The sequence below is a fragment of the Pseudomonas fragariae (ex Marin et al. 2024) genome (genome assembly GCF_059621105.1).
The window spans coordinates 757,125-770,473 of sequence record NZ_CM184369.1; the positions used below are offsets into that span (position 1 = coordinate 757,125).

Sequence of the window (13,349 nt, forward strand, 5' to 3'; positions counted from 1 at the left end):
GAAGACGATGTATCACGCGCGCTGTTTTCGGAGCCTGTACCGGCCCTTTCGCGAGCAAGCTCGCTCCCACAGGAAGTGCGTGTGGCAGTGATCTGGTCAACTGATTCCGGACACAGTTATAGAAGCTACGCCGCCATTTTTTCCTGATCCACTGGCGTGCGGTATTCGTTGTAGCTGTGCAGCCTGACCTGATTGTAGTGATGGATTACGTAACGAAGCACATCAGGGCGTGCTTCCTCCTCGTTCCGATAGCCCTTTTTCGGTATCCATTCGGACTTCAGGCTGCCGAAAAAGCGTTCCATCGGGGCATTGTCCCAGCAGTTTCCGCGACGGCTCATGCTCTGCTGCATACCGAGCGACTCAAGTTTAGTGCGGAACATCTCGCTACTGTACTGGCAGCCTTGGTCGGAGTGAAACATGACCTTGTGTGGCTTTCCTCGAGCTTCATGAGCCAATGCCAGCGCCTTGCAAGTCAACGTTGAGTCTGGTGTGCTGGAAATCGCCCAACCCACTATCCGCCTGGCGTACAGGTCAAGCACAGCCGCCAGATATACCCAGTGCGTACCAGCCCAGATATACGTTATATCTCCGCACCAGACCTGATTGGGGGCTGATACTTCAAATTGGCGTTCCAGCAAATTCTCGGCGAATCGGGATTGCACGACGCTATGCCGATAAGGCCTCGGTCGACGCTGACAGCTTTGCAAACCCGCCTCGGCCATCAGACGACCAGCCAAAAACCTGCCAACCTGCTCACCCCGGGCTTTCAAGGCCGCTGACAAACTGCGAGCTCCCATTGATCGGCGACTTTGAGTGTGCAATTGAATCGCCTCGACCTTGAGCCGTTCTCTGTCGGGATCAACTCGATCCCGCTGCTTCAGATAGTCGTAATACCGGCTGCGGTTCATTCCAAACACACGGCACAAGTCAGTCACAGTAAAACGCTCACTCAACTTCTCGATCAGAATCACCGATCGAGGGAATCGGACATCAAGAGAGCGGTAGCCTTTTTTAGGATTTCCTTCTCGATTTCAAGCTTGCGAATTTTGGCATGCAGAGCCTGGATCTGTTGTTGTTCAGCGGTCATGGCATTAGCCGTTTCAGGCGTTACTCCCCCGCGCTCCTGCCTTAACTGTTCAACCCAGCGGCGCAGTGCTGTTGCCCCGACACCCATAGCCTCGCAGGCCTGAGCGGTTGAATAATTGGCATCAAGAACAAGGCGGGCAGCCTCAAGTCTGAACTCGGTTGGAAACTGACGTTTTGACATCGGACACCTCATCGTTGAGCGGTAGGGTACCGCTCCTTTGGGTGTGTCCGGAATGATTAGGCCACATCACAGGCGCTCCGCCGATTGCATGCAGTAAGCCCCTTGTGGGAGCGAGCTTGCTCGCGAAGACGATGTATCAGGCGCACTGTTTTCGAAGCCTGTACGGGCCCTTTCGCGAGCAAGCTCGCTCCCACAGGGAGTGCGTGTGGCAGGCGCTCCGTCGAGTGATGCAGTAAGTAAGACCACTGTGGGAGCGAGCTTGCTCGCGAAGACGATGTATCACGCGCGCTGTTTTCGGAGCCTGTACCGGCCCTTTCGCGAGCAAGCTCGCTCCCACAGGAAGTGCGTGTGGCAGGCGCTCCGCCGATTGCATGCAGTAAGCCCCTTGTGGGAGCGAGCTTGCTCGCGAAGACGATGTATCAGGCGCACTGTTTTCGAAGGCTGTACCGGCCCTTTCGCTAGCAAGCTCGCTCCCACGGGAGTGCGTGCAGGCGCTCCATCGAGTGGATGCAGTGAGACCCTTGTGGAAGTGGCTAGCAACACCCGCCCGATGCCAGGTCCTTGAGGATCGGGCAGTCGGGGCGGTCGTCGCCGTGGCAGTGTTCCACCAGTTCCTGAAGCGTGTCGCGCAGGCTCGCCAGTTCGTCGATTTTGCGGTTCAGCTCGGCAATGTGCTGACGGGCCAGTGCCTTGACGTCGGCGCTGGCCCGTTGGCGGTCCTGCCAGAGGGTCAGCAGTCTGCCGACTTCTTCCAGCGAAAACCCCAAGTCCCTTGAGCGCTTGATGAACGCCAGCGTGTGCAGATCGTCCGCGCTGTACAGGCGATAGCCGCTGTCGCTGCGATGGGCCGCTTGCAGCAAACCGATGGACTCGTAATAGCGGATCATCTTCGCGCTCAAGCCACTGTTTTTCGCCGCCTGACCGATATTCATGGTGCGTCCTCCAGGTCGCGGGGTTTCCAGGTTTTCAGCAGCAGCGCATTGCTCACCACGCTGACGCTCGACAGCGCCATCGCCGCGCCCGCCAATACCGGATTGAGATAGCCCAGTGCCGCGAGGGGAATGCCGATCAGGTTGTAGACGAACGCCCAGAACAGGTTCTGGCGGATTTTCGCGTAGGTCCTCCGGCTGATGTCCAGGGCTGCCGGAACCAGTCGCGGGTCGCCGCGCATCAGGGTGATACCCGCTGCATGCATGGCGACATCGGTCCCGCCGCCCATCGCGATACCGACATCCGCTGCCGCCAGCGCCGGAGCATCGTTGATGCCGTCACCGACCATCGCCACCACATGCAGGCTTTTCAGTTGGGTGACGGTGGCTGCCTTGTCGGCAGGCAGCACTTCGGCATGCACATCGTGTATGCCCAATGCCCTGGCAACCACCTGAGCACTGCCCCGGTTATCGCCGGTCAGCAGATGGCTGCTGATGCCCCGCGCATTCAGCGCTTTGATCGCCTGATCGGTTCCAGGCTTGAGCGTGTCACCAAAGGCGAACATACCGATCACTTTCGGCTCCGGAGCCTGCTCGATCAGCCAGGACAGCGTGCGCCCCTCGGCTTCCCAGATGCGTGCGGACTCGGCCAGATCGCCCATCGGCAGGCCGCTGTCCTCCAGCAAGCGTCGATTGCCCAGCGCCAGTTCACGGCCCTCAACGGTGCCGGCGATGCCCCGACCGCTCAGGACGCGGCTGTTTTGCGCGGCATCAGGCTTGAGTTGCCATTCCTGACAGACATCCAGCACCGCTCTGGCCAAGGGGTGTTCACTGCCGCGTTGCAGCGCGCCCGCCAGTTGCAGAAGGTGTTCTTCATTGCCCAGCACCGCGCTCATGTTAGTGATACGCGGCGTGCCCGAAGTCAGCGTGCCGGTCTTGTCGAACACCACTGCATCGACCTCGTGAGCCCGTTCCAGCGCTTCGGCGTCCTTGATCAGAATGCCGTAACGCGCTGCCACGCCGGTCCCGGCCATGATCGCTGTCGGCGTCGCCAGGCCCAGGGAGCAAGGGCAGGCGATCACCAGTACGGCGACGGCATTGATCAGCGCGACTTCCAGCGAGGCACCGACCAGCAGCCAGCCGGCCAGTGTGAACAAGGCAATCACCAGCACGGTGGGCACGAACACCTGGCTGACTTTATCCACCAGCTTCTGGATCGGGGCCTTGCCTGCCTGAGCGTCTTCGACCAGACGAATGATGCGCGCCAGCACCGTTTCCGCGCCCAGCGCGGTGGTCCTGATCAACAATTGGCCTTCGCCATTGATTGCCCCGCCGGTGACCTTGTCGCCCGGTTGCTTGACCACCGGCAGGCTTTCACCGGTGATCAGCGCTTCGTCGGCATGGCTGCGGCCTTCGACCACTTCGCCGTCCACCGGAAAGCGCTCGCCGGGTTTGACCAGCACCCGATCATCGAGCTGCAGCGCGCTGATCGCGACGCCCTGTTCGAGGCCATCGACTACCCGCAGGGCGTGCTCCGGGCGCAGCGCTTCGAGGGCGCGGATGGCACTGGCGGTCTGGCGCTTGGCGCGGCTTTCCAGGTATTTGCCCAACAGCACCAGCGCGATAACCACCGCCGATGCTTCGAAATACAAGTGCGGCGTCGTTCCGGGCGCAGCGTGCAGCCATTGATAGACGCTCAGGCCGTAGCCGGCGCTGGTACCGATCGCGACCAGCAGGTCCATATTGCCGGCACCTGCGCGCACGGCTTTCCAGGCGGCTACGTAAAAACGTGCGCCAAGGATGAACTGCACCGGCGTCGCCAGCGCAAATTGCACCCACGCAGGCAGCATCCAGTGCACGCCCAGCGGTGACAACAACATCGGCAGGATCAACGGCAGCGCCAGCACGATGGCCAGCAGCAAGGCCCAGCGCTCGTGGTGCAGGTGACGGGCTTTCTGGTCGGCTTCGGCGTGACGATCCTGGTTCAGCGTGGCGCTATAACCGGCACGGCTGACGGCGTCGATCAGGGTTTGCGGATCGGTGTGCGCTGCGGTGTCTACGTGGGCGCGTTCATTGGCCAGGTTGACCGTCACGCTGTTGACCCCCGGCACTTTGGCCAGGGCACGCTCGACCCGACCTGCGCAACTGGCGCAGGTCATGCCGCTGATCGGCAGGTCGAAGGTGGTGGTGTCTTGCATGTGAATCACTCCCTGAGGCTGGCTACCTGCAAGGATCAACCTTGCCATACGGGCAAGGTCAAGCGCGAATCAATAGTTGAGGTCGGCTTTCTTGAGGTACATCCCGTTCAGGTCGGCGGCGATGCGGTACTTGAGAATATCCCCCGCACGCAGCTGGATCTTGGTGCTGCGCGGCGCTTCCATGCCGGGCTCACAGCCCACGACATTGCCGCGCAGGGTGCTCAGCCGCACCGAGACTTCACCGGCAGGCAGGTTGAAGGACACCGAGTCTTCCTGATACAGCCTGCCGGCCAGACGGTCCTGGACGTAGATGCCGATCTCGCAGGAAGTCGCGACTTCCAGGCGCTCTCGGGAAATGATCAGGATGCCGTAGTCCTGAGCCGCCTGAGTGGCAGGTGTGATAGCCAGGAAACCGAGAATGCTGAAGAGGCTGACTGCTGACCAGCGCATCGCTGATACTCCTGATGTAAATGTGGCTGACGGTATAGGTGTCGATCACTCAGCTTGGCTCACGATTACGCCGAATGCCAGCCCGGCAGCAATGGCAGAAACTTGACCTTGCCATGATGACAAGGTTGAAGATGCTCGCTGTTCATCACTGAAGGAGTGACAGCATGCAGTTATTCAACGTTCAAGGCATGACCTGCGGGCATTGTGTTCGCGCGGTGACCGAGGCCATCAAACATGACGACCCGAGTGCCGATGTTCAGGTCGAACTGGCCAGCAAGCAGGTCAAGGTGCAAAGCAGCCTGTCGCCCGAGCGGATTGTCAGTTTGATCAGCGAAGAGGGTTATCAGGCACAGCCGGCATGACCCTGCCCCGGGAGATCGATGCGGTCTCCCGGTCTGTAAACATTGAAAAGTTTTGAATTAATTCCCCCGTTCGTCGTTCTCTGCAAGGTAAGCCGGGTAAACTAGCCCGTTGCTCTGCATCTGTGAATGGACACCCGATGAATCTACGAACGATCCTTATCCTTGGCTCATTGAGCGCCTTCGGCCCTCTGGCCATCGACTTCTATCTTCCTGGCTTTCCGGCCATGGCCTCGTATTTCGGGACCGATGAAAAACACGTACAACTGACCCTGGCGGCCTACTTTCTGGGACTCTCCCTGGGGCAACTGGCCTATGGCCCGGTGGCTGACCGGTTCGGTCGGCGCATTCCGCTGCTGGTCGGCGTAACCCTGTTCATGCTTGCCTCGGTCGCCTGCGCCTTTGCGCCGAGTCTTGAATGGCTGATTGCCGCGCGCTTCGTGCAGGCGTTGGGCGGCTGTGCCGGGATGGTCTTGTCACGCGCCATCGTCAGCGACAAGTGCAATGCCGTCGAGTCGGCCAAGGTTTTCTCGCAACTGATGCTGGTCATGGGCCTGGCACCGATTCTGGCCCCGATGCTGGGTGGTGTGCTGGTCAGTACCTTTGGCTGGCAATCGATCTTCGTCAGCCTCGCCCTGTTCAGCGGTGCCTGCCTGGCGGCGGTTGCGCTGGGGTTGCCGGAAAGCATGCCGGCCACCACACCGCGTCAGCCATTGAGCGGCGCGCTGGGCCAGTACCTCAATCTGTTCAAGGACGGTGTGTTCATCGGTCACGCGCTGACCGGCGGCATCGCCATGGCCGGGATGTTCGCCTACGTCGCAGGCTCGCCGTTTGTGTTCATCAAACTGTATGGCGTGCCTGCCGAGCACTACGGCTGGCTGTTCGGGATGAATGCGGCGGGCTTCATTCTGGTGGCGCAGATCAATGCGCGTATCTTGCGCAAGACCGGCCCGGCGTTTTTGCTGTCGCGCACGGTCTGGATTTATCTGGCTGCCGGGCTGGTATTGCTGGCAATCAGCGGGCTGCGCACCGAGGCGCTGTGGCCGCTGCTGGTGCCGCTGTTCATCTGTGTGGCAAGCCTGGGCTGCATCATCCCCAATGCGTCGGCCTGCGCCATGAATGGCCAATGGGCACGCGCGGGCAGTGCCTCGGCGTTGCTGGGTTGTCTGCAATTCAGCGTTGCCGCCGTCGCTGCCAGTCTGGTGGGTTTGCTGCATGACGGCACGGCCACACCGATGGCGCTGGTCATCAGCCTGTGTGGCGTGCTGACCGTGGGCCTCTCGGTGCTGACGCGACGTGCGCAGGCCCGGCGCGACGCATCGCTCCAGACCGCCTGATCGCCAAAGCGAGGGTGTCAGTCGCGCCGGGCGTGACTGACACCCTCGACTTCAGACCGCTCAGAAACCTTCCAGTACGACCTTGCCCTTGGCCTTGCCGCTTTCCAGCAGGGCATGAGCGCGGCGCAGGTTTTCGGCATTGATGGTGCCGAAGTGCTCGCCAAAGGTGGTCTTCAGCGTCCCGGCGTCGATCAGCTCGGCAACCCGGTTGAGCAGGTTGTGCTGCTCGATCATGTCCTCGGTTTCGAACATCGACCGCGTGTACATGAATTCCCAGTGCAGCGACAGGCTCTTGCGCTTGAGCTTCGACACGTCCAGCGACTTGGGATCGTCGATCAGCGCCAGTTTGCCTTGTGGCTTGAGCGCTTCGACGAGCTGATCCAGATGCTGTTCGGTCTGGGTCAGGCTGGCGACATGAGTCACGTGGTTCAGGCCGACGCGTTTGAGTTCTTCGCTCAGCGGCTTGCTGTGATCCAGCACATGGTGCGCGCCCAGTTCGCTGACCCAGCTTTCGGTCTCGGGCCGCGAGGCGGTGCCGATGACCTTCAGCGATGTCAGTTTGCGCGCCAGCTGGGTCAGGATCGAACCCACGCCACCGGCGGCGCCGACGATCAGCAGGCTGTGTGCGCCTTCACCTTTTTGCTGCGGGATCTGCAATCGCTCGAACAGCAGTTCCCAGGCGGTGATGGCTGTCAACGGCAGCGCTGCGGCATGGGCGAAGCTCAGGGTCTTCGGCATGTGGCCGACGATGCGTTCGTCCACCACGTGCAGCTCGCTGTTGGCACCTGGCCGGGTCAGGGAACCGGCATAGAACACTTTGTCGCCCGGTTTGAACAGTGTGACCTGGCTGCCGACGGCTTTCACCACACCCGCCACGTCCCAGCCGAGCACCTTGCCTGCACCGTCTTCAGGCTGGACGTTCTGGCGGATCTTGGTGTCCACCGGGTTTACAGAGATGGCCTTGACCTCGACCAGCAAATCGCGATCGCCAGCCACCGGCTCGGGCAGCTCGATATCCTGCAATGATTTCACGTCGCTGATGGGCAGGGACTGGTAGTACGCAATGGCTTTCATGTCAGGGCCTCTCCAAAGAAAAAGTGATGAAGAGATCATTGGCTATTTCCAGTAAAGATAAAACCCGCTAAAACGGCAGGCTCTTTCAATTTTATTTTGATAATACGAGGGCATGATGCTGCGTTTTGATGACTTGCAGTTATTCGTACGTGCGGCGGATCTGGGCAGCCTTTCTGCCGCAGCGCGGGTCATGGACATGTCTGCGGCGGTTGCCAGCGCGGCGCTCAAGCGTATTGAACGGCAGTTGGGGACGCGCTTGCTGGCCCGTTCGACGCGCAGCCTGCGCCTGACCGCCGAAGGTGAGGGGTTTCTGGAATACGCCCGCGCTGCACTGGGCAGCCTCGAGGAGGGGCGGCGCTTGCTGGCCAGCAGCCAGGACCGTTGCGAGGGCGTGCTGCAACTCTCGGCGCCGTCGGACCTGGGGCGCAACGTGCTGTTGCCGTGGCTCGACGAATTTCAACAGCAGCATCCGCAACTGACCGTGCGTCTGCTGCTGGGTGATCGTATTGCCGATCTGTTCCGCCAGCCTGTCGACGTGGCGCTGCGCTACGGCGAGCCGGAAGATTCCAGCCTGGTCGCACTGCCAGTGTTGCCTGACAACCGCCGGGTATTGTGTGCGGCGCCGAGTTACCTGCAGCGTCATGGCGAGCCGCATCAGGTCGAGCAACTGGCGCAGCATAACTGCTTGCTGTTCATGCTCGGCGATCGCGTTCATGACCGTTGGACGCTGAACGACGGCAAGCGCGAAATCAGTCTGACGGTCAGCGGCAACCGGTTCAGCGACGATGCCGACGTCGTGCGCCGCTGGGCGGTTGCAGGTGAAGGTGTGGCGTACAAATCCTGGCTGGACGTGGCCGCAGATGTGCGGGCCGGGCACCTGAAAGTGTTGATGCCTGACCTGGTCGGGGAGCGGGCGCCGTTGAACCTGTTGTGCGCGCATCGGGCGCAACTCAGTAAGCCTGTCATTCTGTTACTGGAAATGCTCAGGTCACGGTGTAAGCAACATGCTGTAGGTCTGTCGTCCGCAAACTTGTTTTAATCGCCGCGTCCCGGTAGGAAATAGCCTTCGGAAGTGTCGGAAAATATAATTTTCAAAGGCATTTCAATAACGTGAAGTTTCACTGTCGGGACAAAGTTGAAACTGACTGTTGTTGAGTGGATTTGGCATTTTTGTCATAGCCATTACGCTTGTCTTTTTAATCCCCTTTTGAAGTGTCGCTGCAAACCCCTTGTATAGAGGGGTTGCGGCGTAGTCGCGGGTACAACTTGGTGTTGAAGGAGTGCGCCACAGTTGGGCGATTTTTTACGTCGTGGTGTGCCCGCAGTGTGTAGGAGGCGCTTTTCACCCAGCGGGCGCGCGGGGCATAGAGTTTATACTTGTCATTACATATAAGAGCCACGTTGAACTCTACCGAGGCGTGATTGCTTTCACCCAGTCATCACCATAGATGAATGTTTCAACAGGGAGTGAACACATGGAATACGGACCTTGCATCAGCCAGATCGCAACTTTGCTGGCCGACCCCAAGCGCAGCGCAATGATCTGGGCACTGATGGATGGTACTGCTCGCCCTGCCGACGAATTGGCAATCCTGGCGGGACTCTCGACTTCTTCTGCTGGCGCTCATCTGGCGCGGCTGACCAGCGGTGGTCTGTTGAAACAGGAGGTTCGCGGCCGCAAGCGTTTCTTTCGCCTCGCTGCGCCGGAAGTGGGGGCCGCGGTCGAGGCGCTGGCCTGTGCCTCGCTGGCCAGTACTGAACAGATCAATCGTCGCTTTGCCCAGCCTCGGCCGCCCTTGCCGCTGCGCCGTGCAAGAATCTGCTCCGATCATCTGGGTGGCGAAATGGCTGCCGAGCTTTATCAGCGCCTGCTGGAAGCCGGCTGGATAGAACAGCAGGAGAAGCGCGTCGAGGTCACCAGCAAGGGGGTGGCCAGATTTGCCGAACGCGGCATCTACATACCCGCACTGGCGCAACGCAAGCGTGAAACGGTGTGTGTCTGTCCGAAGTGGAACGATCGCAATCCGCATCTGGGCGGCGCGCTGGGGGCGGGGTTGTTGCAGCTGTTCATTCAGATGGGCTGGCTGCGCACCACTGAAGAGTCCAGCACCTTGCAGGTCTCATCCAGTGGGCAGCGGGAAATCAGCAAGATCGCAGCGGCGGCCTGACTGGAGCGGTGGGTGTTGCTCGCTCCACCAACATCGTGCCACCGCTCCGCGTAGGCATGCAGTTCCGGACGCTCCGCGTCCTCTTGCGACGCAGAGCGTCGCGAAAGGCATTGCCACGCGGAGCGTGAGGAACGATGGGGGTAGCCGCTCAATCACTCTCTAGGGCTTGACCAGTCGTGCATCCAGGCTGTTTTGCGCCAGGCGTTTGGCCTGATCTTCGGTCATGCCCAGGTGGGTGTACAGCGCGTGGAAGTTCTCGGTCACGTAGCCACCGAAGTAGGCCGGGTCGTCCGAATTGACGGTGACCTTCACGCCGCGCTCGAGCATGTCGAGGATGTTGTGCTGGGCCATGTCGTCGAACACGCAAAGCTTGGTGTTGGACAGCGGGCAGACGGTCAGCGGGATCTGTTCGTCGATGATGCGCTGCATCAGCCGCTCGTCTTCGATGGCGCGCACACCGTGGTCGATGCGCTGGATCTTCAGCAGGTCCAGTGCTTCCCAGATGTATTCCGGCGGACCTTCTTCTCCGGCGTGGGCCACGGTCAGGAAGCCCTCGTTGCGCGCGCGATCGAACACACGCTGGAACTTGCTTGGCGGGTGACCCATTTCCGAGCTGTCGAGGCCTACGGCGACGAACGCATCACGGAACGGCAGCGCCTGATCGAGGGTTTTTTCGGCCTCTTCCTGGGACAGGTGGCGCAGGAAGCTCAGGATCAGGCCGCTGTCGACGCCCAGCTTCGACTTGCCGTCTTTCAGCGCACCGGTAATCCCGGCCAGTACCACTTCGAACGGGATGCCACGGTCTGTGTGGGTTTGCGGATCGAAGAACGGTTCGGTGTGAATAACGTTCTGTGCCTTGCAGCGCAGCAGGTAGGCCCAGGTCAGGTCGTAGAAGTCCTGCTCGGTGCGCAATACGTCTGCGCCCCGGTAATACAGGTCGAGGAATTCCTGCAGGTTGTTGAAGGCATATGCCTTGCGCAGGGTTTCGACGTCATCCCACGGCAGGGCAATCCTGTTGCGCTCGGCCAGGGCGAACAGCAACTCGGGTTCCAGCGAGCCTTCGAGGTGCAAGTGCAGTTCTGCCTTGGGCAGGGCGTTCAACCAGTCGTACATATTCTTTTCTCATCAGGTGCAGATCCCGGGCATTCTACAGATGCACGTCGCTGCGCAGGGTAAAACCTGACCGAACGTTCAACTTGCCTCCTGTTCGCGGCGATAAGCGTAGGTATCCGCGAAGCGCGACAGCAGAAATTCGGCGCAGGTGGTCACCGGATAGCGGGCCGGATGATCGTCGCTCTGGCAACCGGGCAGGCATTCGATGCGCGTGTCGGGGTGCGGTTCGGCAAAGAACGGCATGGAGTAGCGATCAACCCCGAGCGGGCTGATGACCCGGTGCGGCGTGGACAGATAACGATCGTTGCTCCAACGCGCCATCATGTCGCCCAGATTGACCACGAAGGTACCGTCAAGCGGTGGCGCGTCGATCCATTCGCCACGCACATCACGCACCTGCAAGCCGCCCGCCGTGTCCTGATACAGCAGGGTGATGCAGCCGTAATCGGTATGCGCGCCTGCGCCTTGTTGCTCGGCTGAGGTCGCCGTACCACGCGGGGGGTAATGAATCATGCGCAGCACGCTGACCGGGTCCTTGAAGCGCTGATCGAAGAAATCGCGCTCGATGCCCAGTGCCAGGGTCATGGCGCGCAGCAGGGTTTGCGCCAGCGCCTGCATGTCCAGATAGTGTTGCTCCATCAGGGTTTCCCAGCCGGGAATGTCCGGATGCCGGTTTGGCCCACGCAGCGGTTTACCCGCCAGCACGTCGGGATGACGGGCATCCAGGTGCAGGCCCATGTCGAAGGTTTCCTTGAGGTCGCTCGGCAGGCTGGGGTCCAGTTGTTCGGTGGCGATGGCGCCGTAGCCGCGATGGTGCGTGCTTTGGGTGATGTCGATCAGGAGCTTTTCAGCTGCAGGCCGGCCGAAGAAGTCCTTTGCCGCCGCTTGCACCTGTTCGATGCGTTGCGCGCTGATCGGGTGGCCCTTGATGTAAAAGAAGCCCCACGCCCGACAGGCACTGTCGATTTGCCGGGCGACATCCTGCCAGGCCTGAGTGTCCGTACCGTAGAGCGGGGCGATGTCGATGACGGGAAGCTGGTCCATTAACCGGTCCTGAAAGGGAAGTGTCGATGATCGTGCCTGGCGCGGCAGGCACGATGGTCAGGCAGCTGGCGGGCTGATTACTTCGGCAGCTCGGCCTTGATGCCTTCGACGTAGTAGTTCATCGACGCCAGCTCGGCGTTGGTCGCGACCACGCCGTCAGCAATTTTCACCGTGCCGTTCTGGTCCTTGATCGGGCCGGTGAACGGGTGGAATTCGCCGCTTTCGATGCTGGCGATGATCTTCTGCGCCTCGGCCTTCACGTCAGCAGGCACCACGTCGCTGATCGGCAATTCGACCGTTCCTTCCTTCAGGCCGCCCCAGTAATCCTGTGGTTTCCAGGTGCCCGCGATGGCGCCTTCGGCCGCCTGGATATAGTGCGGGCCCCAGTTGTTGACGATGGAGGTCAGCACTGCTTTTGGTCCGAAGTGAGCCATGTCCGAGGCATAACCGACGGCATACACGCCACGACGCTCGGCGGTCTGGATCGGCGCAGGACTATCAGTGTGCTGGAATACCACGTCCACGCCCTGATCGATCAACGCGTTGGCCGCATCGGCTTCTTTGCCCGGATCGAACCAGGAGTTGACCCACACCACCTTGATCTCGGTGCCCGGGTTGTATTTGTTCAGCGCCAGCTGGATGGCGTCGATGTCGCGCAGTACTTCAGGAATCGGGAACGAGGCGACATAACCGATCTTCTTGGTCTTGGTCATCTTCGCGGCGATGTAACCGCTCACGTAGCGACCTTCATAGGTGCGGGCCAGGTAAGTGCCCATGTTCTTGTCCTGCTTGTAGCCGGTCGCGTGCTCGAACTTCACCTTGGGGAACTGCTTGGCGACTTTCAGGGTGGGGTTCATGTAACCGAACGAGGTACTGAAGATCAGGTCGTAACCGCCCTTGGCCATGTTGCGGATGACCCGCTCGGCGTCTGCACCTTCCGGCACGTTTTCCACGTAGCTGCTGGTGACCTTGTCACCCAGCGCCTTGACCATCGCCTGGCGCCCCTGCTCGTGCTGATAGGTCCAGCCGTGGTCGCCGATAGGGCCGATGTAGACGAAGCCGACTTTCAGCGGATCGGCTGCCGAGGCGAGCAGGCTGGAGCCGATGCCGACAACGGCGGCGACGGCGCACAGCAGTTTTTTCAGGGGACGACGTGGGTTGGTCAGGTGCATCGGGTCTAGCTCCTTGCGGTCTTGTTGGAATGCCTACCCGAGCAATGCAATTAACTGACCAACAGGACAACTTACGATGCTGGCTTGCTTCCCTGCGCAGCGCGCCTATTGTTGTACATAGGTTTCGATGAGCCTGGAATATGTGACTTTCAGGTTTCTGCCCGCAGGGCGTGGGAGCGACCGGGGCCTTCCGCCAGAATCTAAAACAGACTTGTGTGTAACGCGTAGTGCAGCGCGA

General features: G+C 60.6%; 12 protein-coding genes. 4 read left to right on the forward strand and 8 right to left on the reverse strand.

Translation table 11 applies throughout. The features are described from left to right. Positions 1–125 precede the first annotated feature (125 nt). The 4 genes from AC54XV_RS03340 to AC54XV_RS03355 all read right to left on the reverse strand — a co-directional run bounded on the left by AC54XV_RS03340 (position 126) and on the right by AC54XV_RS03355 (position 4,844). Positions 126–1,267, reverse strand: a protein-coding gene (locus AC54XV_RS03340) for an IS3 family transposase (protein WP_239987110.1) whose coding sequence is annotated in 2 segments (ribosomal slippage) — positions 126–1,015 and positions 1,015–1,267 — 1,143 coding nt in all. Because the reading frame shifts where the segments join, the coding sequence is not laid out codon by codon here. A 533-nt stretch (positions 1,268–1,800) separates the two neighbouring features. Continuing rightward, positions 1,801–2,199: a Cu(I)-responsive transcriptional regulator gene (gene cueR, locus AC54XV_RS03345; RefSeq protein WP_004407977.1), complete on the reverse strand. Its 399-nt coding sequence runs from the start codon at positions 2,197–2,199 to the stop codon at positions 1,801–1,803. Beyond that, complete coding sequence (locus AC54XV_RS03350; RefSeq protein ID WP_496717867.1) at positions 2,196–4,394, reverse strand: heavy metal translocating P-type ATPase; 2,199 nt, start codon at positions 4,392–4,394, stop codon at positions 2,196–2,198. The genes cueR and AC54XV_RS03350 overlap by 4 nt, the downstream gene beginning before the upstream one ends. Before the next feature lie 69 nt (positions 4,395–4,463). Next, on the reverse strand, positions 4,464–4,844 hold the full coding sequence (locus tag AC54XV_RS03355; RefSeq protein WP_003318651.1) for a hypothetical protein: 381 nt from the start codon (positions 4,842–4,844) through the stop codon (positions 4,464–4,466). 164 nt (positions 4,845–5,008) lie between these two features. Between AC54XV_RS03355 and AC54XV_RS03360 the strand changes: the two genes are divergently transcribed. Further along, complete coding sequence (locus AC54XV_RS03360) at positions 5,009–5,206, forward strand: heavy-metal-associated domain-containing protein (protein ID WP_003366461.1); 198 nt, start codon at positions 5,009–5,011, stop codon at positions 5,204–5,206. Between the two features lie 137 nt (positions 5,207–5,343). Then, entirely contained in the window at positions 5,344–6,540 is a 1,197-nt protein-coding gene (locus tag AC54XV_RS03365) for a multidrug effflux MFS transporter (protein ID WP_058823107.1), read from the forward strand. A gap of 60 nt (positions 6,541–6,600) precedes the next feature. Here AC54XV_RS03365 and AC54XV_RS03370 read toward each other — a convergent pair whose 3' ends face one another. Then, complete coding sequence (locus tag AC54XV_RS03370; protein ID WP_003431856.1) at positions 6,601–7,614, reverse strand: zinc-binding alcohol dehydrogenase family protein; 1,014 nt, start codon at positions 7,612–7,614, stop codon at positions 6,601–6,603. Positions 7,615–7,729: 115 nt separating this feature from the next. Between AC54XV_RS03370 and vimR the strand changes: the two genes are divergently transcribed. Both vimR and AC54XV_RS03380 read left to right on the forward strand, forming a co-directional pair. Continuing rightward, a complete protein-coding gene (vimR, locus tag AC54XV_RS03375) occupies positions 7,730–8,653 on the forward strand; it encodes a transcription regulator VimR (RefSeq protein ID WP_004407991.1) in 924 nt (307 codons plus the stop codon). Between the two features lie 436 nt (positions 8,654–9,089). Continuing rightward, on the forward strand, positions 9,090–9,782 hold the full coding sequence (locus AC54XV_RS03380) for an ArsR/SmtB family transcription factor (RefSeq protein WP_004407992.1): 693 nt from the start codon (positions 9,090–9,092) through the stop codon (positions 9,780–9,782). A 159-nt stretch (positions 9,783–9,941) separates the two neighbouring features. Here AC54XV_RS03380 and AC54XV_RS03385 read toward each other — a convergent pair whose 3' ends face one another. The 3 genes from AC54XV_RS03385 to AC54XV_RS03395 form a co-directional block, all read right to left on the reverse strand. Beyond that, entirely contained in the window at positions 9,942–10,895 is a 954-nt protein-coding gene (locus tag AC54XV_RS03385) for an adenosine deaminase (RefSeq protein WP_024641771.1), read from the reverse strand. 78 nt (positions 10,896–10,973) lie between these two features. Further along, the gene (locus AC54XV_RS03390) at positions 10,974–11,939 is read right to left on the reverse strand and encodes a 2-oxoglutarate and iron-dependent oxygenase domain-containing protein (protein ID WP_096127003.1); all 966 of its coding nucleotides are present in this window, start codon (positions 11,937–11,939) and stop codon (positions 10,974–10,976) included. Between the two features lie 77 nt (positions 11,940–12,016). Continuing rightward, on the reverse strand, positions 12,017–13,111 hold the full coding sequence (locus AC54XV_RS03395; RefSeq protein ID WP_004407996.1) for a BMP family ABC transporter substrate-binding protein: 1,095 nt from the start codon (positions 13,109–13,111) through the stop codon (positions 12,017–12,019). Positions 13,112–13,349: the final 238 nt, after the last annotated feature.